Source organism: Bacillus sp. SH5-2 (genome assembly GCF_008368905.1).
Classification (GTDB): Bacteria; Bacillota; Bacilli; order Bacillales; family Bacillaceae_G; genus Bacillus_A; species Bacillus_A luti.
In genome coordinates, this window is the sequence record NZ_QOSD01000005.1 from 26288 (window position 1) to 49994 (window position 23707).

A 23707-nucleotide genomic window follows, 5' to 3' on the forward strand; every position below is an offset into this window, starting at 1 on the left:
AACAATTCAACAAAACAAAAAGAAGACTGTTCCAAAATATTTTTGAAACAGCCTTCTTCTAGTTATTCACCTGATCGTGAAGCCCTTCCCGGACGTTTAACACCCGTTGTTTCTGTTGAATAAGAAGCTTCAATGATTGCGGTTGGATCTACAGAGAGAACGAGATCTTTCATTTTTGGATAAATGAAACGGTTTGTAATACAATAAATGATTCTCTTATGCTCTCCTAAAAAACCACCTTCTCCATGTAGATACGTAACGGATAATTGCAATTCTTTCATTAATAGATCGCCGATCTCTTTATTCTTACCAGAAATAATCATGACGCTCTTACCTTGATTAATACCATCTAATATGAAATCAATCATCTTCGTAACAATATAGAAAATTGCTAATGAGAACATCGCTTGTTCGATTGAAAATAAAATCGCTACAAATATGAAAATAACCGCATTTACAGCAAGTAAAAATGTACTAATCGGTACTTTAAAATGTTTGTTCATCCAAACTGCTAACATTTCTGATCCGTCAATTGCTCCGCCCATTTTCACTACAATCCCTACACCAATTCCAAACAGTACTCCACCATAAAGTACGATTAATAGTTCAGAAGTTGTAATTGCCGGGAATGGTTTTAAATAAACCAATCCGAGTGTTGTAACAACATTGGCATAAGATGTACGGATAAAGAACTTCTTCCCCATTACTTTTGCAGTAAACAATAAAATCGGGATATTAAGTCCTAAAAACACACCATAAAGCGGTAATCCTGCAACTTTATTTGCCATAATAGCAATAGCGGTTACCCCGCCATCTACTAATCCATTAGGTGCTAAAATAAGCTCTAATGAACCCGCTACAATAATGGAGCCAATTGTTAATAATACGTATTCAAATACTTTTTTCATTCATTACCCCCAAAACTTATATATTTTCTTAGTATTATCATAACTAATTTTTTTCGCAAATACAAAGAAATTGCTTTATATACACACATTTTTCACCTTTTTGGTAATTCTTATGTAGAACGAAAAACTGTAACTCTTACTTACAACATGTTATATACTTAATTTATAGAATTTACAAAAAAGGAGACTCTTCATGCTAAAACAACTATTCACTGTACCTATATTATCTGTTCAAACCTTACACCCAGGTTATGAAGACCATGCAAGCGATGTGTTTCTTGTTAAAACAGCATCTGAAGAAGTTATCGTTCGTTCTTCAAAAATGACTGAAGAACCAAACAATGATTTTTGGTGGGGATGTAAAAACCTATTTGGAATTGATCCAAGGAACGTCCATCATTTAGAAACAGTACATACATTGCTACAAGAACATACTAAGCTCCCCATCCCAACAATATTAGAAAAACATATTTTAAATGGTCGTGAATTCGTTGTGGCCGAAAAGTTAGTAGGTAACACAGTTCAATCTTTTATCGGGCAACCAGATTCTATTTTATTCAGCCTAGGAAAAGGGCTTGCAGAAATACATACATTTAAAGCTGATTACATAGGAAATGTGTCAGGCTCCTTCCAAGTTACACTATCTGGCTTCCAATCACACATTTTAAATGTGAGTAAAGAGCTTGTGAATATGTTTTATTACGGAAATAAAAGCATACAAAATGCATTTCCTACTTTTGAATCACAACTCTCTTCCTTACCAGCACCAAAGGAATCGACGCTCACTTTAATCGACATGGATCCTACTCAGTTTTTATCGGATGGCACAACTATTACGGGCTTAGTAGATACTGAAGCTTACGCAGTTGCTCCACGAGAGTTTGATTTTATTGGATTAGAATATGTACTTACAGAAAAAGAAGCTCATGCTTTTAAGCAAGGCTATGAGACTATTATGCCCATTCCTCATCTTGAAGAATGTAGACAGCCTTATCGATATTTGTATCGATTATTATCTGTTCAAGGTAATGTAGAATTAAAAAAGTGGTTATGTCATCCATCCTATTTTTAATAACGATTGCGAGGGATTATGAAATGAATATTGAACAAAAGAAATCTGTAACAGCAAACGAAATGCAGCAAATGAAAAATTTAGCTTATATTTGTGGACAACACGACCAAATTGATTACTCGTCAGATTTACATGAAAACTTTTTAACTACTCGTAATAAAGAAGAAATAAATGATTTTTTATTTTATGATGATACTCAATTAATCGGTGCACTAAGTATGTATGACTTTGAAAGGCCGACAAAACTAGAGTTAATAGGATTCGTTCATCCGAACTATAGAAAACAACAAATAGGCACTACTCTTTTACAAACTGCAATGAGAGAAATACAGAACAGAGAGATAGATGAAGCCCTTCTTATTATTAATGGCGACTCCACTTCAGGGAAATCATTTGCAGATTACTTGAAATTACCTTATCTATATAGCGAGTATAGTATGGAGTTCCAATCAAAAAAAACACAAAAAAAACTGGCGAATACTATACAACTTACACTCGCACCTACAGAAGCACTTCCTGATCTTATCGATGTCTCTAGTAAAGCTTTCGGCGACTCTGTAGAAAATACGGCTATATGGTTACAAAAAATGTTGCATTCATCTTCTCATCAAGTATATAGCGCTCTTATCAATGACAACGTGATAGGAACAATTACAGTTACTCACCAAGAGCATTTTACTACATTATCAGGATTCGCTGTGCACCCTCTTCATCAAGGAAAAGGTTATGGGAAAGATATCCTCACTAATATAGTTCATCGCCTCCTTTCTGAAGGGGTTGCAACGATTATACTAGATGTTGAAACAAAAAATAATAATGCTTTGAAGCTTTATACACATTGTGGCTTTGAAATTATAATGAAGCATGATTACTATAACTTGTTACATAGCCCACTTTTCATTTACAACAAATAAAAAAACTGAATCGATATGATTCAGTTTTTTCTTAATATATTTACAACCGCAGTCGTTTCTTCATTTTCTTTATAAACACGTGGAATCCTTCTATCTAACATACATGTAACTTCATAGTTAATTGTACCTAACATATCTGCTATTTCTTCTACCGCAATTTCTTCTTCACCTTGTTTGCCGTAGAATACAACTTCGTCTCCTACTTGTACTGGCATTGCTTTCGTAACATCAAGCATAAGCTGATCCATACAAACGCGGCCAATAACAGGTACTCTGACCCCATTAATTAAAGCATGCCCTTTATTAGATAACTGACGATTATATCCATCCGCATACCCAATCGGTACAGTCGCAATCCATTCTTCACCAGTTGTTACATACGTATTCCCATAACTTACACCGCGATTTTTCTTCGCATGTTTAACATGCGCCACTTTTGATTTTAACGACAACACAGGCTGTAAGGATACAACAGTATGATCCACTTCTTTTGAAGGATACATTCCATAGATTCCAATGCCGACACGAACCATATTTTGAAATGTGTTGCTAAGTTCCATTGATCCTGCACTATTTGAACTATGAATATATGGGATGTGAATCCCTAATTCCTTTGCTGTATTGACAGCTTTTTCAAATAAATTTGTTTGCATATTCGTATATGATTTATCAATTTCATCTGCCGTAGAATAATGTGTAAACATGCCTACTACCTCTATATACTCCATACGGTTTAATTCTTCTAAAAATGGTTTAACCTCTTCTTCTTGTAAACCGATACGACTCATTCCTGTATCAATTTTAATTTGAATATGTGCTTTCTTTTGAAGGTGTTGCGCAACTTCATTTATGCCTTGCAAATCTTCTATTCTATAGACAGTCATCATAACATCATATTGAATTGCATATTCAGCAGCTGCAACTGATGTATAACCCAATATTAAAATTGGTACAGTAATTCCAGCTTCTCTTAATTCGATTGCTTCATCTACAAATGCAACAGCGAGTTGGTTTACCCCAGCTTCAATAGCTGATTTCGCAACTTCCACTGCCCCGTGGCCATACCCATTTGCTTTTACAGCAGCCATCATTGCAACCTGTTCATTATTCACATGTTTTTTAAATTCTTTTACATTATGTTTTACAGCATTTACGTCGATTTCAACAATTGTATCTCTTCCATATTTCAAACTCATTGGTCTAACTCCTAACTCAATAATTGCATTCCATTCTATTTCACGTTTCATATGACCTTTTACAATATAATACTTTTCACTATGCTAGTCAAACTACTAGAATTTTCGGAATTTTGAGTATGATATAATACCCTCAAGAAACTATTATATATGGAGATGAGGAGAATTACAATGTTTGTACAATCTGCTTTATATCAACTTAAGCTTGCTATTGATACTTCTATTCAAATGCTGAATCAATATAAAGAAGACGAATTAAAAATACAACCAATTCACTCGAAGCGATCATTATTTGAAATGTGTGCACATCTTTCTCTTATTTGCCATGCAGATTTACTCATTTTAAATGGTAGTACAGAAAAAGAGTTACGTACCTTTTATTTAGAACATACACCAAAAACAATTGCGTACATGCAACAAATAATGCTTGAAGGATACAACCTTCTCTCTAAAACATTTCTTTCCTATTCCCAAGAAGAATTAGCGGAAGTTATGACTGCCTATTGGGGTGTTTCTTATTCCCGATTTGAATGGTTACTTGAAATCCTCTCGCATTTTTATCATCATCGCGGGCAAGTTCATATTTTATTATGCGAGCATATGAAAGATCCTTGCATTCCTTTATTTGAGTGATTTTCCACTCATTCATTATCCAATCTACATATCATCAAATACATGTTCATTATTTATAAATAGAGAAGCTATAAAACCAATAAAAAGTATCATTCCTAATAAAATAAATGTTTGAGCATAACTTCCTATTTTCAAAAGATAAATAGAAATAATGGGTCCTATACTAGTACCTAAAAATAAAATAAAAGTATAAATAGAAACTGCTATTCCTCTTGCTTTCCCTCCTAATTGGCCTACAAGAGCAACTAAAGACGGAACTGATATAGCAATACCTATTACAAAACAGACACTCATTATGACAAGTAAAGGTAGGTATGAAACAAAGCCCATTGCACTTAGACTAAAAATAGCGACCAACAATCCACCCTGAAGAACTTTCCTTACTTCGAACTTCTTTGTTAAACGACCCGCGATTGGTGACAGAATCATACCAAATAGCCCCGCTAAACGAAAATAAAGGATTTGTTCTGCAGTTAAATTGTAAATAGAAGAGCTCAAATAATTCCCTAAAACAGTATACATATTAACAAAAGCCATTAATAAAACAAACGCAATCATATAGCTCAATACTAAACCTTTATGTGTAAATACTTTACCCATCTGTTTAATTGGTCCTAAAATATCAGTATAGGATTGGGATGTTGCTCCTTTCGGAAGAGAATAATGAACCCATACAGCAGTAATCATATAGACAATGCTAAGAAGAAAGAATACCATATGCCATCCAAAATGCTGACTAACAACCGTACTTATTACCTGACCTACAATCCCAGCTACTAAAAAACCGGTACTAACAAATCCTATTGTTGTAACCTTTTTTTCTACTGGAAACATTTCTACAACGTAGGCTAATGCCACTGGAGAAAATGTAGCTGCTGCTATTCCCTGTAACCCTCTAAGAATAACGAGCCAAAATATACTCCCTACAAACCCTAAGAAAAAAGAAATAATCGACAGAGCAAGTAATCCAATGAAGATCACTTTTTTTCGCCCATATTTATCAGAGATTGCCCCAAATAACAAACATCCTATAGCAAAGCCAATAGAAAATATACTGCCTGTAGCTGCGGATTGCGCTAGTGAAACATTAAAAAGGTCTGAAAATAGAACAAGTAAAGGTATTGTTACATATAAGCTAGACATGACTACCATACCCGACCAACATAATACAACTGTCATTATTGTGTAATTCTTTTCACTATTTATTTCCTTTCCTATTTCCATCATAATTTCTCTCCCTTATTACGATTTTTTATCAATTAAAAAACCTCTAAAGTACGCAAAATGGTATTTCTTTAACTGCTACTTATTTTAATTACATCGTAAAAAATATGATTGCCCACAAAGTTAGCTAAACATATAATAAGGTAAGCTAATTACATTCCCAAATAAATAAGTTGACCCTCACAATCAACTTATTTACCTACCTTCTCCTAATTTCACCTGCATATTTACTTGCATTTTATTTAATAACTTCTCTAAAACTTGACGCTCTTCCTGATTAAAGTCGTCAACTAACGAAGCGCAAGATAACCAAAAAGTTGGTAAAGATTGCGTAACTAATTCTTTTCCTTTCGGAGTAATTTTCACCTTTAACCTTCTTCGATCTTCAGCATGATGAAATCTTACGATTAACTCTCGTTTCTCCATCCAATCTAATAAGCCAGTGACAGAAGCACGTGTTATCCCTAAGCGACTCGCAATATCCGAAGGACTCATGTTCACTTCTTCTCCATTTGATTCCATTTCACGCAAAATAAACAACAGTAAAAAATCTAATTTACTTTCTGAAATACCAAGCGGAGCTAAATCTACGTCAACAGCATCAAGAACATTATCAGACGTCCATAACATTAACAAACCAAGTTTTGCTGCGATTGGATCCGTATCCGCTGATGCTGTCTTTTTTATTAGCTCTGCATACGGCCCAATCCCTAAAGGAAGAGAATCATTTTTTGAATTCATTCATCTTCACTCTCCTTTCCTTTTAATTAATTAGCTTACCTAACTACTTTTTTCATTATACTCACATTTTTCCTTTTATTGCAAGAATATTGTTAGACAAAAAAATCCTGCAATTCAAACAGGATTTTCAAACTGACTAGCTATTATTTTTAAATCACACTAAACTTCTTTAAGGCAAAAGAAATACCGCCTTCACTTGATTTCTTTGTAACGAAATCAGCTTTTGTTTTTAACTCTTCTCCGCCATTGCCCATTGCAATCCCTAATCCTACATACTGCAACATTTCAATATCATTTCTACCGTCTCCAAAAGCAACAGCTTCTGATTTACAAATGTTTAAGTGATCCAATACTTTTTGAATGGCAGTTAGCTTCGATACTTTACTATCTTCCAATACATTTATAACGTAACTATGAAAACGCTCAAACGTAAGCATTGGATATCTTTCAAGAAATTTTTGAGCTTCAATTTCATCCCCATACAGACATAAACAATAGACCTCTTCTGACAAATCCCTGCTTTTTTCAGGATACTTTGCTAAATTTAACGTCTCGTTAAGCGCTTGAATTACACGTTCATTATCCGAGGCTATTCCGTTCATTGCAAATTCTTCTGTAAAGTAAGAAATACTATGGCCATGTAATTCAGCGAAGTTTGAAATATCATGAACAATTTCATTTGAAAGTACCGATTTGTGTATTACTTCATCCGCACACTTTATATGTGCACCATTTGCAGAAATAAACGTATTTATGCCCAGCTCTTTAAATTGTAAGCACAAGCTATATGGTCTTCCTGTTGTAACAACTACATGAATCCCTTTATCTATTAACCTTTTTACCGCTTCTTTTGTACTTTCGTGCATACTTCTATCAATCTCACTTAAAAGCGTACCGTCAACATCGAAAAATACAACTTTATACATAAGTCTCTACATCCCGTCTAAATGATTCGTATCATTAATGAAATGTACCGTTTTTTGTTCACCATCAATTTCAATTAAACTTATTCCCGTATCTCCCATTTTAAAGTAATAATCCATTGAAATTGGCATTTGGAAAAATGCTCGTAATAGACTATTTATTACACCACCGTGTGCAACGATTGCTATCCGATCATATGTATTTTCTGTAACGATTTTAGAAAAGATTCCTTCTATCCTCATTCGAAACTCAATAAATGATTCTCCATTTTCAAAACGGTCATGAAGAAACTTTGGCTCAGGATACTTCTTCGCTTCTTCAAATGATAGACCTGCTTGTACCCCATTATTAAACTCCATTAATTCCTCTTCTAATTGAATTGGACAACCAATTGCTTCCGCTAACGTTTCAGCAGTTTCGCGCGCACGTTTTAATGTACTTGCCCAAATGAAATCCGGTGCAAAATCCTTTTTCACTTTCTGGACAAGTCTTTGTACTTGCTGTCTTCCGTTTTCTGTTAATTCAAAATCAGCTCGTCCTTCATGTACATTCAGAATGTCCGCTTCGGATTCTCCGTGTCGTATTAATAGTATTTGCATTCGTTCCCCCACTCCCTGATTCAATATTCACAAAATTACATTATATCACATTTTTAACTTTCCATAATAAAAAAGGAACGGTCTCCCGTTCCTCACCCATTTACCTTCTCTGCATCATTCCAATAATACTTACTTAACGCTTCCGTTAACACATCAATAGTGTTATATAATTCATCTAACGTATTATCAACGCCACCAACTTCAATTAACATCGCGTGTTTAGATAAATCTTGGTTATAAACGCCATTTCCATCTTTTTTATACTTCGGAAAAATCCCTCTACTTAATCCGTAATAGTTTTCATCTAAATAACTATTGATTGCTCTTGCAATTTTTTCATTTTCTGCACGCCCTTCATTTTCCATCCCGATTATAAAATATAATCTTGCATATGATTTCCCGTTAATTACTTTTGTAGTTACTTTCTTGCGCTGGTCATCACGGTGTATATCTATCGGAAACGCAATTTTATTATTTTGCGCTAATGCTTCTTTTACATATTCATGAGATGCTTTATACGATTGCGGCCATTTCCATTTTTTACTTGCTAATAAATCCCCCATATTCGTTTTATCATGAACAACTGGAATTCCTTGTCCTTCAAGTTGTTCCTTCATCCGTTTCCCTAGTAAGGACACGTTTACATCTGGACTCGATGGATCGGTAGCCCCTGGTAATAACGGATAAAAGGATTCCCAGCTATGTGTATGGTAAATATATACTGCACTTTCCCCTTTTTTCGCTCCGTTCTTTTTCTGCACTGGATTATTCTTTTCCGCTTCTGTAACTTTATCTTTTGCAACTTCTCTCTCTTTCGTTACTTCTTCAATCGGTACACTAGATTCATTTGGGATATTTGTAAAGTTTGTCCCTTCTCCAGCTACAATAATGTTAGAGTAATACTTTGACATACCTGGCACTTCTTTACCGACAAATGTCCTTAAATCTCTAATTTTCAAATCTGTCGCAATAGAAAACATTACATTCCCAACTGACTCCCGTTTATTCTGCTTAAAATAATCAAATCCATAATAGCGATTCTCACTTTCTATCATTTGAACAAAACCTTGCATAGATACTTTTCCAAACCACTGATTCGCATAATTTGATTTCATTGTATGTAAAAGAGACGTCAAAATCGACGCTATAATAATTACTACTAGTGCATATAAAAAAAGTAACGAAATTAGTTTTTTTCCATGTATACGAGTTGCATACTTTTTCACTATATCACCTTCTTTATACATGGATATGTACAAGCCCTTCGTAATATACGTACTAAAAGAGAAATGACAAGTTTTTATGGAACTTCCGGCCGCATCGTCACTGACATAAATAACGCATTACAAAACTAAGAAATTCATTGTTACATTATGCACAACAAGATAAGGCAAAACACCATCACAAGATGGTGTTTTGCCTTATCTATCGCATCTACAATATCGATCCGGTTGACCGCAGCTATTACAACATTCACATGGATATGAATCACACCTTCGACAACAGCGACAATTTGCCTCTCCACATTCATTACAGCATTCGCATGGATAACTGTCACATCGACGGCAACAACGACATGGATACTGGTCACAAGTTTCGCAGCATTTACAATGACTTTCAGGCTCATTACAACCGTTACAGCGAACTTCATACTTATCATCTTCATAGTCTCTGTCTCGTTGACTACGTCCTAGAATATCATCAGCTTCATCGACCTTATGTCTATAACCGCTATGTCTTCTATAAAAGTATGCATCATCCTCTGCTTGTTTCTTTCGATATTCCTCGTCTGACATCCCACTCTGTTTTTTTGCACTTGTATGAGAAAATCTAGAATTATTTCGGTCGTATTGCACTTCATCATCATATCCATAAAAACCCTCATGTCTTGCATTAGCAACTCTTGTTTTAGGTTCCCTAATTCGTCGTCCATTGTTAAAACCTCTACCATTATTTCTTTCATCATCTAATTCTTCAGAGCTCGCAGAATCAAACAATATTCCTGCTGCAAATAATACGACAAAGAAAGCAAAAGCGGCATAAAAAATAGAATTAGATAGAGCAACAAAGAATAAGACAACAGTACCCAAAAAGAACAACACACTCTTTACATTTCTTTTTACAATTGTAGAAAGCACAATAATTAAACCAGAAACCAATACTACGGTTGTAGCACTTGGCAGGTCAAAAAAATACCAAATACACGCTACAATTGTTGCTAATATTACTAACATAAGATTCCCCCTGTTTTCCCCTCTTAAAATCATATGAAATACATTACAAAAAATAAATATATAATTTTATTTTTTATTAAAATCGTGCAACCTAATGAAAATGCGATAGAAACCTACCACTTTTTTACTCCACTCATAATTTAAAATTCGTTATAAACCTTATTGAAACTCAAGAAGTTATAATAAATAACTTTTCCTCTGAAACACATATAGAAATAAACATGTCCAACTCATTTATTTCTCCATTCAATTCGCTCCTAATTGCATCTCTATTCATTAAGAAATACCTGGAACAAGAATCTGTTATCTTAAAGGGACTACTATTTGTTATCAAGCTCAAAAATAAAAAGAGAAATGGCATCCCATTCCTCTTCCTCACTCTTATTGTTCTTTGTCTGTATCATTCGAAGGTAATTTCTTCGCTTGTTTTTCTTTAAAGATTTCACCAATTGCCCCGAGAGTACCAAGTGTTTCAATTGCATTAGACGGAATAAAGATTTTATTTGCTGGCCCTTTCGCAACTTCAGCTAATGATTCAAATGATTTGTAAGCAAGTATACGTTCATCTAAATTCGCTTCACGAAGTAATTCAATTCGGTTCTGTTCTGCTTTTGCAATTTCCTCAATCGCTCTTGCTTCCCCTTGCGCTTCTAATTCTTTTGCTTCTTTAATACCTTCAGCTTCTCGAATACGTGCTTCTTTATCCCCTTCAGCCATTAAAATTTTACTTTGTTTTTCCCCTTCAGCACGAAGGACTTTATCTTGCTTTGCAGCTTCCGCTTCTAAAATAATCGCACGTTTATTACGTTCTGCTTTCATTTGTTTTTCCATTGATGCTTGCACATCTTTTGGCGGATTAATATCGACAACTTCAACACGTTCAATGCGTACGCCCCATTTTTCTGTTGCTTCATCAAGCGCTAAGCGAATTTCTGTTGAAATTTTTTCACGACCAGATAATGTTTCATCCAGTTCCATTTTACCAATAATTTGACGCATCGTTGCAGAAGTAATGTTACGCACACCATATTCATAGTTTGAAATACCATATGTCGCAAGTTCTGGTTCAACAATTTGATAGAAAATAATTGTATCAATTTCTACTTGAACGTTATCTTTCGTAATTACCTTTTGCGGTGGTACATTTGTTTGTTGAATACGTAAGTCATGATATACACGAACACGATCTACAATCGGGATTAAAATATTTAACCCTGGATGCATTATACGTTGAAACTTACCAAATCTTTCAACAACCCCAACCTTTTGCTGAGGAATAATTTTAATTGTTAATGCGATAAATGTAATTACAATTAGTGCGAATATAATCGTTAACGTTAATGCTACTACCATATTTATTCACTCTCCTTTTTCACTTGTAATATAGTACTATGTCTCTTTATAACAACGACTTTTTCTCCAATATCAATTGGATCATCCGCAATAGCTGTCCAAGTATCTCCATCTACTTTCACAATACCATTCACTTCACTTGTAATCGCTTGCATAATAATTCCCTTTTTACCGACAAGCATATCTACTGTATCAGTAAAACCTTTTGCTTCTCGAAAGTTTTTTGAAATTCTTTTCGTAAAGAATGTCAATGTTAAACTTACAATCGCACCAGCAACAACTTGTAAAAATAGCGCATCAGGAGCGAACAAAGCAATAAGACCTCCGACAACAGCTCCAATTCCAAGCCACAGCATGTAAAACGTAATCGACAACATTTCTGCTATAAATAAAATACCAGCTATTATAAACCAAATTACCCAACCAGCCATATGCAACCCTCACTTTCTTGCTATTTTTTATATGTATATGAAGAAAAGAATGGTTTATCCGCCCTTTCTCATACATGGGCGTTTGCAACAAGCTATTGTACATATTCGCTGTTACAATATAGCATCAATAAAATACTATATTAATATATTCTTCATTATACATGAAAATCCCTTTCAAAAAATGACAAAAAATTAAATTCTTTCAAAAATTCAAATCCCAAATTATAATAATTCTAACTGTTTTATTATTTTTTAAGAAGGGATGATTCTGATTGCAAAATCATTCACTAGTTTACTATCTAGGATCGAAAATATGCATTACTCTCGCTGACATCGTATACGTAATGATTATTACAACTCATATCTATATATCAACTAAATCAGCTACTATTACTGCTCTTTTTCCATTATTGCAAGTTATCACTAATCTAATCGCTAACATATCTGCACCACTTATCATGAATCGTTTTCCGTCTTTTTCGTTGCTATTTACTTTGCAATGGATGAAAACAATTCTTTTACTGTTATTAACGGTTTTATTTCCAGTCCTTTCCACAAACATTTTAGCCCTATTAACTTTCATTTTTTTCATTTCATTATGTAGTGGTTGGAGTGCTCCATTATTATACGGCATCCTTCCACGTCTGACGCCGCAAGGAAAATTGGTAAAAGTAAATAGTATCTTTTCCTTTTCAACACAAATTACACAAGCGGCCGCTTATTCATTTACAAGTATTGTAGTTCTTCTCATTGGCATTACTTCTACACTCATGATTAATAATATTTTGATGATTTTCGGATGTATTGCATTACACTTTTCATTACGTTCCATACATACTGAACAAGTAATAGGGCCTTCTTCTTCAAAAGGTGCTGCTTTATTGGAAGGTTGGAAACTCTTATTTCAAAACCCTTCTCTCCGTACTGTTACATGTATGGACTTAATTGAAACTTTTGCAGGGACGATATGGATCGGTGCTATTACGATGGCTTATGTAACGACTGTCCTTCATAAAGGAGAAGAATGGTGGGGATATATTAATACAAGTTATTATGTTGGCACGTTGATTGGCGGTCTATTAGCGTGGAAAATGAGTACATACATTCAAAACAATTTAATACGCTCTATGGCGATAGGCTCTCTTATGTTTAGTATTCTTACATTTTTATACGGTATGACAAGCAGCGGGTTGATTGCCCTATTCCTATGTGTTCTAATGGGACCGTGTTATCAAATTAGAGATATTTCCCAAACAACAGTTCTACAATCAAGTGTCGCTCCTTCTTTACTATCAAAAATGTATACAGCTCATGGTGCGCTTCTTTCGACAGCTTCTGGTCTTTCTATGCTTAGCGTTGGCATTATTACTGATATATTCGGTGTTCGTACAATTTATATCATCGCTTCTTTTCTTATTTTATGTTCTGCTTGTTTATCTTTTAGCTTATTAAAATATCATAAGACAAAGCAGAAAGATATTTCACTGTGATGAATAAAGCAAAAAGGACAGGAATTCCTGTCCTTTTTGTATATTCTATTTATGACAAGCCTGGAATTTTTCTATGTTTTGTCGCTTGTTCAAAAGCGTATGCTAGTTTAATCAAAGTTCCTTCACGAAAAGCAGTACTTGCAAGCGTAATCCCAAACGGTCTCCTGCTCTCCATATACCCCGCAGGTATTGCTATAGACGGATAACCTGCTTTCGCACATATAGTGGAGCCTATATAAGAAGGGAATAGAATTGCATCAAGATTATATTTTTTCAGTGAAAAGTCAATACCTTGTTCTTGAGAAAAGTATATATCTTCTAATCTTGCATTTATATATTCTGGATTTCTTAACGTATTAGGAAAATCTTTTCTTCTTTCTAACTTAGTTTGTCCATATTTCAAAGCCCTTTCTGCTATGTTTTCATTAAACTTCATTAACTCTGAAATAGAATGTACCGGAATAGTAGACGGTAATTTCGAAAGATAGTTATCTAAACTATGCTTTAATTCATAGAGCGATACTCCCCAGCTCCATTCTCTATGAAAAGAAGGAATATCAATATTTTCTACTACTGTCGCTCCCTCATTACGTAATACTTGAATCGTTTCCTTAAACAAAATTTCATCATATTCACCAGATTCATAGTAATCTTTTGGTGCATTGCTATATACTCCAATCTTTGCTCCATTTAAGCCGTTAACATCAAGATATTTTGTATAATCATGTTCTGCCATCCCTTCACTTTTACGAGTAGCTTCATCTTTCTCATCTACCCCAGTTAAACACCCTAGTAAAATAGCAGCATCTGTTACTGTTCTAGCAAATGGACCTGCTGTATCTTGCGAATATGTGAACGGAATAATACCTCTACGACTAATTAGACCAACAGTCGGTTTAATACCGACTACAGAGTTTTGAACAGCTGGACTCAAAATAGAACCATCCGTTTCTGTTCCAACCGATACTACTGTAAAGTTAGCAGCAACTGCTATGGCAGATCCTGTACTGGAGCCACCAACAAACATATCATCCTCACCTGCACCGTAAGGGTTTATTGTTTGTCCACCTCTTGCACTATATCCAGCCCACATTTCAAATGACATTGCATTTGCTAATTCTGTCATATTTGTTTTCCCTATTATCACTGCTCCTGCTTCTCGCAGCTTCGTAACGAGAAATGCATCTTCACTACTTATATTTTGTTCTAGTGCAATCGTACCTGCACTTGTATGCATAGAGTCATTTGTTTCAATATTGTCCTTAAGTAAAACCGGTATACCATGTAATGGACCTCTTATACCTTTAATCTTTCTTTCATAATCTAACGCTTCTGCAATAAAGATAGCATCTGGATTGATTTCTAAAATAGAATTGATTTTAGGTCCGTCTTGATCATACTTTGCGATTCTATGGAGGTAATACATAACTAATTCTTTTGAAGTTAATTGGCCCGCTTCCATCGCTGCTCGTATATCATGAATTGTTAATTCTTTTTGTAATAGTGCATTGAACTGCATCTCCATTTTCATTCTCCTTCTATAAGTCCTTTTATTGCTAACATGTATCTATTACTTTTTCATTTTCTCCGCTCCTCACATATACAACTACAATCCCTTTAAAAGAATTCAACTTACCAATGTAAAAACCTTTTATTTCCTGAAAAATAAAAAGAGTCTGAAACGAATGGATTTACGTTCCAGACTCTTTTATTACTGTGCGTATACCTCATCTAACAAATGTAAAAACTCACCTTGTTTCCCCGCTAATTCAGGGCATTTTGCAATATCAATCCATTCGTAGCAAAATACTAAGCCTTCATCTTCCTCACCGGCACTTACAATATGTTCCCAGCCATCTTTTACATCTGTTAGTAATGTTACGTGGAAGAAATGGCGCTTTTGATATTCCTTTTTTTCTTTCACATGTATGATGTAATCAGCTAGGAATCGTTCTATGCATAAATGACGTAACCCAGACTCTTCTTGTACTTCACGTAAAATCGCTGCTTCTAACGTTTCCCCTTCGTCAACTGTTCCCCCTGGCACTTGTATACCAGCTTCAGGTATATCACGATGTTTAAAAACAAGCAGTTGCATAACTCCTTCTTTTTCTCTTGTCACATATGCGTGTACTTTTTTCTTATATAACACCGTCATAATACTTCTCTCCCCTCAATTGTTCACTGCGTTACTTCTTCAAGTGTCAGTTGATTTTCATATAAATATGTAGCCTGTGGGTTCCCCACATACCTTACATGCCATGGTTCATACCGATAGCCAGTCAGTGATTCTTTTTCTTTTGTATATCGAATGACAAAACCAAATTTATGGGCATTTTCAGAAAGCCACTGACCTTCTTTCGTTTCTCCAAAAATGGTTTCTAACTGAAACTTAGCAGATTGTGATGTGATATCCATAGCTAGTCCTGTTTGATGTTCACTCGTTCCAGGAACTGCACTCGACATTGCTGTTTTTGCTTCTCCATCTTGTTTTTTATACATCGTATTTAATGCTTTTTGTCGATCAAAAGATCTAAATCCAGAGACTGCAAATAAGAAGATGCGCTCCTGATCCGCTTGCTGAAACATTTCCTCAAGCGCGGCTGCTGCCTCTTTCCTCATTTTTTTCTTTTCTTGATCACCTTCACTTGAGTAGCGCACTTTCGGAATAACTAAATCTGGCGGTCTATACCCCTCTGGTAAACGTCTACTTTTATTCACAAGCACAAGCATTGAATTCGGATTACTAATTACCGCAATATCGCCATCCATATTCGCAATCGTTTCTTTCGCTTTCGGAAATATGTTATTTACATTTACCTCGCGCGCCTGCTTATCCTTATACATTTTATAATTGATTCCCGCTACTCCAACAATGAGTATCGCCGCTACGATACCAAGTAGTATCCATCTTTTTTTCATATAACGACCTCTTATTTTAATAATTTGGCCATTTCATACTCATCGATGTTCTCTCCATCGATAATAAGAGCAGCTCTTTTGACACCTTCTTTCTCAAATCCAACTTTTTTATATAGTGCCTGAGCTCTTGTATTGTGGGCCATTACCGTTAATTCTAAACGCCATACATCATGTAATCTTGCCCACTTCTCGACCTCTTTAAACAATGTGGTCCCAATACCTCGCCCGTTATACTCTTGCAAAATACCAATAACAATACCTGCTACATGTCTCTTTCTTTGAATACTATTTCCATTCACTAAAATAAACCCTACTATTCTCTCTTCTTCAACTGCTACCAATATTGTTGCATATTTATTTTCTACAAATCGCTGAATCATTTGCTCTTGTTGCTTAACTGTAAATTTTCTTTCTCCTGGTTCGTATAACATAAATTTCGTTTCTTCATCTAGTTGCTTACTTAATTGCAAAAATGATGCTGCATCTCCTATTTGGATCTCCCTAATCACTTCAATCACCCTACCAGTTTCATAATAAAAAACTTTCCTTGTAAAAAGATTTTCTCTACTTTCCCGAAAATTCCTTTGCAAATCTCCCAGTATAATTTGACAAATTTCGATATTACTATAACAACGACAAATTATGTCTATTCTGTGACGTCTCATCAATACAAAAAAACGCAAGCATTACACTCACGTTTTTCAGACTCTCCCACTAATTTATGTTTCACTTTATCCATTCACTTTTTCTGCCTGCCAAAAATACTCTCCAAACGCTTTTGCAAGTGCATCAATTGATCGATTTAATTCTTCCTCTGTATTATCTACTCCGCCAACTTCTATTAATATCGCTTGCCCTGACAGATCTTGATTATAGACTCCATTGCCTGTTTGGAACCCTTTTTGAATGACACCGCGGCTAACCCCTGGATACTTCTTATTAATTGTCTCATGTAAAGCCGTTGCTAATTGCAAGTTCTTTTCATAATTTTTATTACCTTTTCCAATCACAAATGCGAGTTTAGCGTATGATTTATCTCCAATCGTTTTTGTTGTAACATTTTTCCGTGCACTATCACGATGTAAGTCAAAAAAGTACTGCAATTCCTTATTTCCCGTCATTGCTTCTTGTACAATTTCCCGTGACATTTTATAAGAACTATTACTATTTAACCCTTTACTAATCAACTTTTGACCAACATCAGTCTTGTCGTTAGTTGCTCCGATCCCTTCACTTGCTAATTGTTCACGAAATCGGTCGCCGACTATTGAAATATTCGTGACGGAACTTGTTGCTTTATTCGGATTTGGATCATTTGTTAAATTCAATAACGGCAAATAAGATTCCCAACTATGCGAATGATAAATAAATGCAACTTGTCGTTTCCCTGTCGTTTGAGCTGGTTGCTTTTTCTCTTTATTCTTATCCGACTTTGGAGCCTGTCCACCTTCTCCAGTCCGTTCTTTTACTACTTCTTCAAGTGGAACGCTCGACTCTATAGGCAAGTTAGAATAATTTGTTCCTTCACCCGCAATAACAATTTCTGTATCGTACTTACCGAAACCTGGTAGCTCTTTGCCGACAAAACTGCGTACATCGTTAAAACGAATATTCGTAGCCATAGAAAAGAGAAACGAAGATATTGAAAAATCTTGATTTAAATTTCGATATTCCTGTGTAAAATAATGATTCTCTTTCCCAAGAACGTACATGTAACCATTCATTGATAACTCATTTAACCAATTATATAAATACGTTGACTTTGTCTCTTTCATAGAGGTTACCATCATACTAATAAGAAAAAAAGTCGCTAGTACTGTAGCAATAATAAATAATACTAACTTACGTACACTCGTGAATTTCACATAAAAAAAGCCTCGATTCATACTATCACCCTCTCTATTTCAAGTTATGTACAAGCTCTAGAGAATAGACCGTCTAAATTCCGGCTATATTGTTAATAAGGTGAAATGAATTGAAGCTATTAATCGGAATATTACCAATCGCTCTATCATTTATGTTTTATTTGTTTGCTAAAAGCACTAAAATTCGTATCGCGTTACATATTTGTGCGTACTTCGCATTGTATACAATCGGAACAATTCTTTCTATTAATATATATGACGTTCTAATACAAAATCTTGTTTTCATGACAAGCATTCATGGAATATTACTCAATCCTTTTTTTCTTATCGCAGGAGCATATATAGGGATATACACCTTATACCTACTTTTAACTTACATTATTACAAATACAAAAAATGGAGCGTAATGAAATGCGACCACCGTTCATCTGTCATATATGCAAAAAAAGAATTACGCGAAAGAAAGATCTTATTACTGCTACACGGTACTTACGCTTGTATTTATTTCACAGTGATTGTTTTAAACGAAAGCAAGTGTTTATCTCACGATTTATCCCTGTGAATACACTTTTTAATTCCTTTCTTATTATATATGGACTTATTTTTGGCAGTCTTCTTATGATCACAGAACCATCTATTATTTGGCTCATTTTCTTACTTCCCATTTTATATCGGTTTCTCTCACATTATTATGTTGAACGTTTTTTCTCTACATAACGTGCAGACTGTTCTCTAGGAATACTTAAACACTCCCACTCATTTTCTTTTAACATTTTACCAATGTAAATCATTTGCCCAATATGTAAAGCATAATGTGAAATTTGTCTTTCAATTGCTTGTATGACAGTATGTGCTTCACCTCGTATATAGACCGTCCTTAATAGGTGTTCCGGCGTTAGCACATTCATCGTTTTAAAAACATATTCCCAACCTTCATTCCATGCTGTTAGTACCTCTTCCTTAGAAGAATAACCACCTTCAAATTCAGCATCTCGGTTACGATCTATTTTTTCACCGTCAGACGCTAAAAAATCCGTCCATCTCGAACGCATATTACCGTGCAGATGCTTAATTATGATTGCTATGCTATTTGTTTCTTCATGAGAAGACCATTCAATCTGTTCATATGATAATTGAGAAATCACCCGTTCTCCTTGCTTCTTTGTTGCTTTAAAATTCGAAATGGCACATTGTAAATATTCTCGTCCAATATCCATGTTCCCCCACCTTTACACTAACTAATTTTTGTACCATTTGGCAGTTCCATATTAGGCTGAAGTAATACAACATCACCCGCTTCAGGTACTCCTCCTAATACAAGTACTTCCGATTTGAATCCAGCTACACGTTTTGGCGGAAAATTTACAATCGCAACGATTTGCTGACCAACTAAATCTTCTGGATTATACCTTTTCGTAATTTGAGCACTTGACTGCTTTATCCCAAGCTCCCCAAAATCAATTTCTAGTTTAATTGCTGGCACTCTAGCTTCTTTAAATTCCTCTGCATGTGTTACAGTTCCAATTCGTAAATCCAAAGTTAAAAAATCTTCAAAATTAGCCATTATATCATTCCTCCCAATTATTACTTAGACAAAATACAAAAATCCCCTTTAAAAAAAGAAAGGCGCCTAAGCACCTTTCTTTTGCATTTCACTTGATTCATTTGATTTATAGAAGAAGAAACCGAGTACCCCACCAATAAATGCTGGGACTAACCACCCTATTCCTTCTTTATATAAAGGTAACATTTGGAGTACATTTGAAATTGCGTCAATTTTGATATTCGCACTTTCTAAACCATTAAATAAGCTAATGGACAAGGCACCTAGTATTGCTCCAATATAAATTGTATTGCGCTTTCCTATCCACTTATGGAAATACGAAAGAACGATTAATACAATTGCAACTGGATAAATGATCATTAACACTGGTAAAGTGACTGTAATTAATTGTGTTAATCCTAAATTCGATACAATTAAACTAAATCCACATACTAACGTTACAATCATTTTATGCGAAAACTTTGGGAATAAATTTGAAAAGAACCCTGCACACGCAGATGTTAATCCAACAGAAGTTGTTAAACAAGCGAGTATGATAACAAGTCCTAATAAAATTTTACCACTTGTTCCATATAACTCATTTACAACATTCGTTAAAATAAGTCCACCATTCTCGGATACCCCAAGTGATGTACTTGTTGAACCAAGATAAGCAAGCGATAAATAGATTAACGTTAAACCAAGTACTGCAATAATACCTGAAACTACTGTTATTTTTGCAACTTGACTACTCTCTTTTATCCCTTTAGAGCGAATAACTTGTACAACGACAATTCCAAATACAAGCGCACTAATTGCATCCATCGTCAAATACCCTTGAATAAATCCACCAAAGAAAGCATTTTCTTTGTAAGCAGCTAACGGCGCAGCTGGTTCTCCAATCGGATCAATAATTGCCTTTCCGACAATAACAGCAACAATTAATACTAATAATGGGGTAAGAAACTTTCCAAACCAATCCACTAATTTAGATGGATTTAATGATAAATACCACGTTATTCCGAAGAAAATTATAGTGAAAAGAAATAGCATGTACCATTCTGAAACCATTGCATCTGATAGAAATGGCTTCATACCCATTTCAAACGAAACGGCTCCAGTACGCGGAATCGCGAAAAATGGTCCAATCGCTAAATAACTAACCAATGGGAAAACAAACGCAAATATAGGGTGAACTCTAGAAGATAGCGCTTTCAAGTCCCCCTCTACAAACGCGACAGCTGTAACAGCTAATAGGGGTAATCCGACTCCCGTTACAAGGAATCCAATTGTAGCAATCCAAACATTTTCTCCAGCTTGTTGCCCTAAAACTGGTGGAAAAATTAAGTTCCCTGCTCCTAAAAACAATGCAAATAGCATTAAACCAATTGCTACCGTATCACCTGGCCTTAAACGTCCCTTCATACTTTTCATTTGCATAGCACTTTTTCATTGTTTATCTCTATCTTTACAATAATGCTATGCATCCTCCTCTCTGCTCAAGATGATAAAATATGCCCCTTACAAAGCAGTGTCTTTCTCCATAATTTCTCCATTCCCCTTATTTATTACTCTAATTATTAATATAATTATTGATTTTTGATTTTTTTGAATATTTAAGTCATTAGAGTGGTATTACGTGGAGTTTAGTTGTCAGACCTCTTTGCTTTTATCACACATATAGTAACATATTTAGTTGAAAAATAAAAACATATTTTCAAAGTGATTTTTTTGAAAATCCAAATTATCTACTTTTTCATTCTTCTACACAAACTTTATTCAGTCAGTACACCATTTACATAAAGTTATCTTAAAATATTTTTTTGTAAATGACATAACAAAAGCCATCCAACATATGAGATGGCTTTTGCGAATTACTCTATCGTTTCAACTTCACGTGGATTATTCATCTCTTCTACGTACACAACTCTAAATCCGTGATCTTCTAAATCTTTCAATAGCAGTTCTAATTCACCATCGTTAAACTCTTCTCCTAATGTAAACATAATTCTACGAACTAATAATGCATCATTATCAAAAGTCATTAAACTTTGGATGCCAGTATATTTTTTTAACACTGTCGATAACTTTTGGATAGCTCCATTATAATCTTGCGTTCCAATCATAACAGAGTATTTACTAGAATGAACGCCCCATGCATCCTCTAATAACTCAAAAACTTTCTTATGGGTTAAAATTCCTAGGAACACCCCTTTTTCGTCAATCACTGATAAATAAGGTAGTTTTTTAATTGTAAAAAAGACTTTAAAGAAAGAAGAATCTTCTCTCACATATCCATCTTTATCGTTCAATAATTGTAATACACTTTCTTCTAGTGATCCTTTATATTCTAAAATATCTACTTTATATATATTCCCTAAATATTTTTCTTTTTTTTCATCTAAAACCGGTACACAACGATAGCCAGTTTTATTTAAATGCTCTAGCGCTTCCCCTATTGTAATTGAACTTGAGCAAAATAAAACTTCCCTTTTCAGCACATAATTCCCTTTAATCCTCATAAATAGCCTCCTTATGTTAAAATACTTTCTGTGCCATAACTATATTATATTTTCAGAAAAAAATAAATAATTTATTTTATTTTTCTGAAAATTATTCTTTTTCTTGTCATAATTTATTCATTAATCCTTCACTTGCATATTTTTCACTATCAACCTTCTCTCTGAATAACTCAATGAAAAATATATTGTAACTTCATTCAAAAAACGCTAAAATAAGAATAAGAATTTTCTGAATATTCTAAGAGTAGGTGGTTATATGTCATTGTTACGCTCACATATATGCAAATTTTTATTTGGTGTTATTGTTATTTTTGTCATAAGTCCTATTCCAGCTCTTTTTATTACACACAATTACTCTTATCAAAATGGCTTTATTAGCATTTTTCAAAACTTCGCTCACCTTTCTTCTATATCAATTCCAAAAATTGATTGGATGCATGAATCTATCTTTGTCTCAGCAAATCAAATGATACATACTTCGAATCATCCAACACCGTTATTCCCTTACATATGGGAAATATATTTTTTATCCATTGTTCGTTTTACCTTTACTCTTGCGATCGGATTCTTCATAAGTTTAGGTATCGGCCATTTATTTTTTAAAGCACCTAACTCTTTTAAAAAGTTCACTACTGTATTAAAGTGGATACCTTACTCCTTTTGCACTGTAATATTACAATGTTCAGTCTTATTACTACTTCTATACGTCGCACAATTTATAAACTTTCCTTACTACTCATCTTTTATCATCGTATGTAGTACTTCCATGATTATCGTTATGCAAGCAATAAAAAAATGGATTCCTTTCTTAAATAACACAAATGAATATGAAATAAAACACTCTTCTTTTCTTGTAGATACATTGTTTTTAGCGCTTACTTCGAATCATAAATCGATTTTAAGTTCCATTATTATTTCATTCGTTTTTATGGAATGCGTTTTTCATGCAAACGGATTATTACAATTTGTCGTTCAATTTGGCGGAAATGCACCCATTATTGTTACAATTGGTTTATTACTACTCTATATCCCATATAGCATACTTTCTTTCCTTCAAACACTTTGGACAACAAACTACTTCAAACAACAATCATACGCCTTAACGAGAAGTATTTCAAAACCGTAATTTGAAATGA

26 protein-coding genes are annotated in these 23707 nt (G+C 34.4%); 7 read left to right on the forward strand and 19 right to left on the reverse strand.

The features are described 5' to 3' along the window. Nucleotides 1-62: 62 nt before the first annotated feature. Nucleotides 63-908: a YitT family protein gene (locus DN410_RS04205; RefSeq protein ID WP_149175469.1), complete on the reverse strand. Its 846-nt coding sequence runs from the start codon at nt 906-908 to the stop codon at nt 63-65. A gap of 193 nt (nt 909-1101) precedes the next feature. On the opposite strand from DN410_RS04205, the gene DN410_RS04210 reads away from it, so the two are divergent. Beyond that, the gene (locus tag DN410_RS04210; RefSeq protein ID WP_149175470.1) at nt 1102-1980 is read left to right on the forward strand and encodes a nitrate reductase; all 879 of its coding nucleotides are present in this window, start codon (nt 1102-1104) and stop codon (nt 1978-1980) included. A 23-nt stretch (nt 1981-2003) separates the two neighbouring features. Further along, nucleotides 2004-2894: a GNAT family N-acetyltransferase gene (locus tag DN410_RS04215; protein ID WP_149175471.1), complete on the forward strand. Its 891-nt coding sequence runs from the start codon at nt 2004-2006 to the stop codon at nt 2892-2894. Nucleotides 2895-2914: 20 nt separating this feature from the next. On the opposite strand, the gene alr is transcribed toward DN410_RS04215, so the two are convergent. Next, nucleotides 2915-4090 carry an alanine racemase gene (gene alr, locus DN410_RS04220; protein ID WP_149175604.1) on the reverse strand — a complete coding sequence of 392 codons (1176 nt, stop codon included), beginning with the start codon at nt 4088-4090 and terminating at the stop codon, nt 2915-2917. Between the two features lie 171 nt (nt 4091-4261). Between alr and DN410_RS04225 the strand changes: the two genes are divergently transcribed. Further along, on the forward strand, nt 4262-4723 hold the full coding sequence (locus DN410_RS04225; RefSeq protein WP_149175472.1) for a DinB family protein: 462 nt from the start codon (nt 4262-4264) through the stop codon (nt 4721-4723). 24 nt (nt 4724-4747) lie between these two features. On the opposite strand, the gene DN410_RS04230 is transcribed toward DN410_RS04225, so the two are convergent. The 8 genes from DN410_RS04230 to DN410_RS04265 form a co-directional block, all read right to left on the reverse strand. Further along, nucleotides 4748-5947 (reverse strand): MFS transporter, encoded by a 1200-nt coding sequence (locus DN410_RS04230; protein ID WP_149175605.1) that lies wholly within the window; start codon nt 5945-5947, stop codon nt 4748-4750. A gap of 195 nt (nt 5948-6142) precedes the next feature. Beyond that, nucleotides 6143-6688 carry a MarR family winged helix-turn-helix transcriptional regulator gene (locus DN410_RS04235; protein WP_149175473.1) on the reverse strand — a complete coding sequence of 182 codons (546 nt, stop codon included), beginning with the start codon at nt 6686-6688 and terminating at the stop codon, nt 6143-6145. A gap of 149 nt (nt 6689-6837) precedes the next feature. Next, complete coding sequence (locus DN410_RS04240; protein ID WP_149175474.1) at nt 6838-7614, reverse strand: Cof-type HAD-IIB family hydrolase; 777 nt, start codon at nt 7612-7614, stop codon at nt 6838-6840. A 6-nt stretch (nt 7615-7620) separates the two neighbouring features. Continuing rightward, on the reverse strand, nt 7621-8211 hold the full coding sequence (locus DN410_RS04245; protein WP_149175475.1) for a histidine phosphatase family protein: 591 nt from the start codon (nt 8209-8211) through the stop codon (nt 7621-7623). A gap of 92 nt (nt 8212-8303) precedes the next feature. Then, the gene (gene spoIIP / locus DN410_RS04250) at nt 8304-9458 is read right to left on the reverse strand and encodes a stage II sporulation protein P (protein ID WP_149175476.1); all 1155 of its coding nucleotides are present in this window, start codon (nt 9456-9458) and stop codon (nt 8304-8306) included. A gap of 174 nt (nt 9459-9632) precedes the next feature. Beyond that, nucleotides 9633-10445 carry a hypothetical protein gene (locus tag DN410_RS04255; protein WP_149175477.1) on the reverse strand — a complete coding sequence of 271 codons (813 nt, stop codon included), beginning with the start codon at nt 10443-10445 and terminating at the stop codon, nt 9633-9635. Between the two features lie 381 nt (nt 10446-10826). After that, on the reverse strand, nt 10827-11798 hold the full coding sequence (locus DN410_RS04260; RefSeq protein WP_149175478.1) for an SPFH domain-containing protein: 972 nt from the start codon (nt 11796-11798) through the stop codon (nt 10827-10829). A gap of 2 nt (nt 11799-11800) precedes the next feature. Next, nucleotides 11801-12229: an NfeD family protein gene (locus tag DN410_RS04265; RefSeq protein WP_149175479.1), complete on the reverse strand. Its 429-nt coding sequence runs from the start codon at nt 12227-12229 to the stop codon at nt 11801-11803. 272 nt (nt 12230-12501) lie between these two features. Between DN410_RS04265 and DN410_RS04270 the strand changes: the two genes are divergently transcribed. Further along, on the forward strand, nt 12502-13719 hold the full coding sequence (locus DN410_RS04270) for an MFS transporter (RefSeq protein WP_149175480.1): 1218 nt from the start codon (nt 12502-12504) through the stop codon (nt 13717-13719). A gap of 49 nt (nt 13720-13768) precedes the next feature. On the opposite strand, the gene DN410_RS04275 is transcribed toward DN410_RS04270, so the two are convergent. From DN410_RS04275 to spoIIP (DN410_RS04295), 5 genes are all read right to left on the reverse strand, one after another. Beyond that, entirely contained in the window at nt 13769-15244 is a 1476-nt protein-coding gene (locus DN410_RS04275) for an amidase family protein (protein WP_149175481.1), read from the reverse strand. 186 nt (nt 15245-15430) lie between these two features. Beyond that, nucleotides 15431-15877, reverse strand: coding sequence for an NUDIX hydrolase (locus DN410_RS04280; protein ID WP_149175482.1), 447 nt, complete (start codon nt 15875-15877; stop codon nt 15431-15433). Between the two features lie 23 nt (nt 15878-15900). Beyond that, nucleotides 15901-16641, reverse strand: a complete 741-nt coding sequence (locus tag DN410_RS04285) for a M15 family metallopeptidase (protein WP_149175483.1) — start codon at nt 16639-16641, stop codon at nt 15901-15903. Between the two features lie 11 nt (nt 16642-16652). Continuing rightward, a complete protein-coding gene (locus DN410_RS04290; RefSeq protein ID WP_149175484.1) occupies nt 16653-17150 on the reverse strand; it encodes a GNAT family N-acetyltransferase in 498 nt (165 codons plus the stop codon). Nucleotides 17151-17372: 222 nt separating this feature from the next. After that, nucleotides 17373-18527, reverse strand: a complete 1155-nt coding sequence (gene spoIIP, locus DN410_RS04295; protein ID WP_149175485.1) for a stage II sporulation protein SpoIIP — start codon at nt 18525-18527, stop codon at nt 17373-17375. Nucleotides 18528-18616: 89 nt separating this feature from the next. Between spoIIP (DN410_RS04295) and DN410_RS04300 the strand changes: the two genes are divergently transcribed. Both DN410_RS04300 and DN410_RS04305 read left to right on the forward strand, forming a co-directional pair. Further along, the gene (locus tag DN410_RS04300) at nt 18617-18913 is read left to right on the forward strand and encodes a hypothetical protein (RefSeq protein WP_149175486.1); all 297 of its coding nucleotides are present in this window, start codon (nt 18617-18619) and stop codon (nt 18911-18913) included. Between the two features lie 4 nt (nt 18914-18917). Further along, the gene (locus DN410_RS04305) at nt 18918-19223 is read left to right on the forward strand and encodes a permease (RefSeq protein ID WP_149175487.1); all 306 of its coding nucleotides are present in this window, start codon (nt 18918-18920) and stop codon (nt 19221-19223) included. Here the strand turns inward: DN410_RS04305 and DN410_RS04310 are convergent. The 4 genes from DN410_RS04310 to cbpA form a co-directional block, all read right to left on the reverse strand. Beyond that, nucleotides 19196-19723 (reverse strand): DUF1572 domain-containing protein, encoded by a 528-nt coding sequence (locus DN410_RS04310; RefSeq protein ID WP_149175488.1) that lies wholly within the window; start codon nt 19721-19723, stop codon nt 19196-19198. The genes DN410_RS04305 and DN410_RS04310 overlap by 28 nt on opposite strands. 17 nt (nt 19724-19740) lie before the next feature. After that, the gene (gene csaA, locus DN410_RS04315) at nt 19741-20070 is read right to left on the reverse strand and encodes a chaperone CsaA (protein WP_149175489.1); all 330 of its coding nucleotides are present in this window, start codon (nt 20068-20070) and stop codon (nt 19741-19743) included. 66 nt (nt 20071-20136) lie between these two features. Then, entirely contained in the window at nt 20137-21474 is a 1338-nt protein-coding gene (gene brnQ4, locus DN410_RS04320) for a branched-chain amino acid transport system II carrier protein BrnQ4 (RefSeq protein WP_472926180.1), read from the reverse strand. A 449-nt stretch (nt 21475-21923) separates the two neighbouring features. Next, on the reverse strand, nt 21924-22571 hold the full coding sequence (gene cbpA, locus DN410_RS04325) for a cyclic di-AMP binding protein CbpA (RefSeq protein ID WP_149175491.1): 648 nt from the start codon (nt 22569-22571) through the stop codon (nt 21924-21926). A 256-nt stretch (nt 22572-22827) separates the two neighbouring features. Here cbpA and DN410_RS04330 point away from each other — a divergent pair, with 256 nt between their 5' ends. Then, nucleotides 22828-23697, forward strand: a complete 870-nt coding sequence (locus DN410_RS04330; protein ID WP_149175492.1) for a hypothetical protein — start codon at nt 22828-22830, stop codon at nt 23695-23697. The last annotated feature ends 10 nt before the right edge of the window (nt 23698-23707 follow it).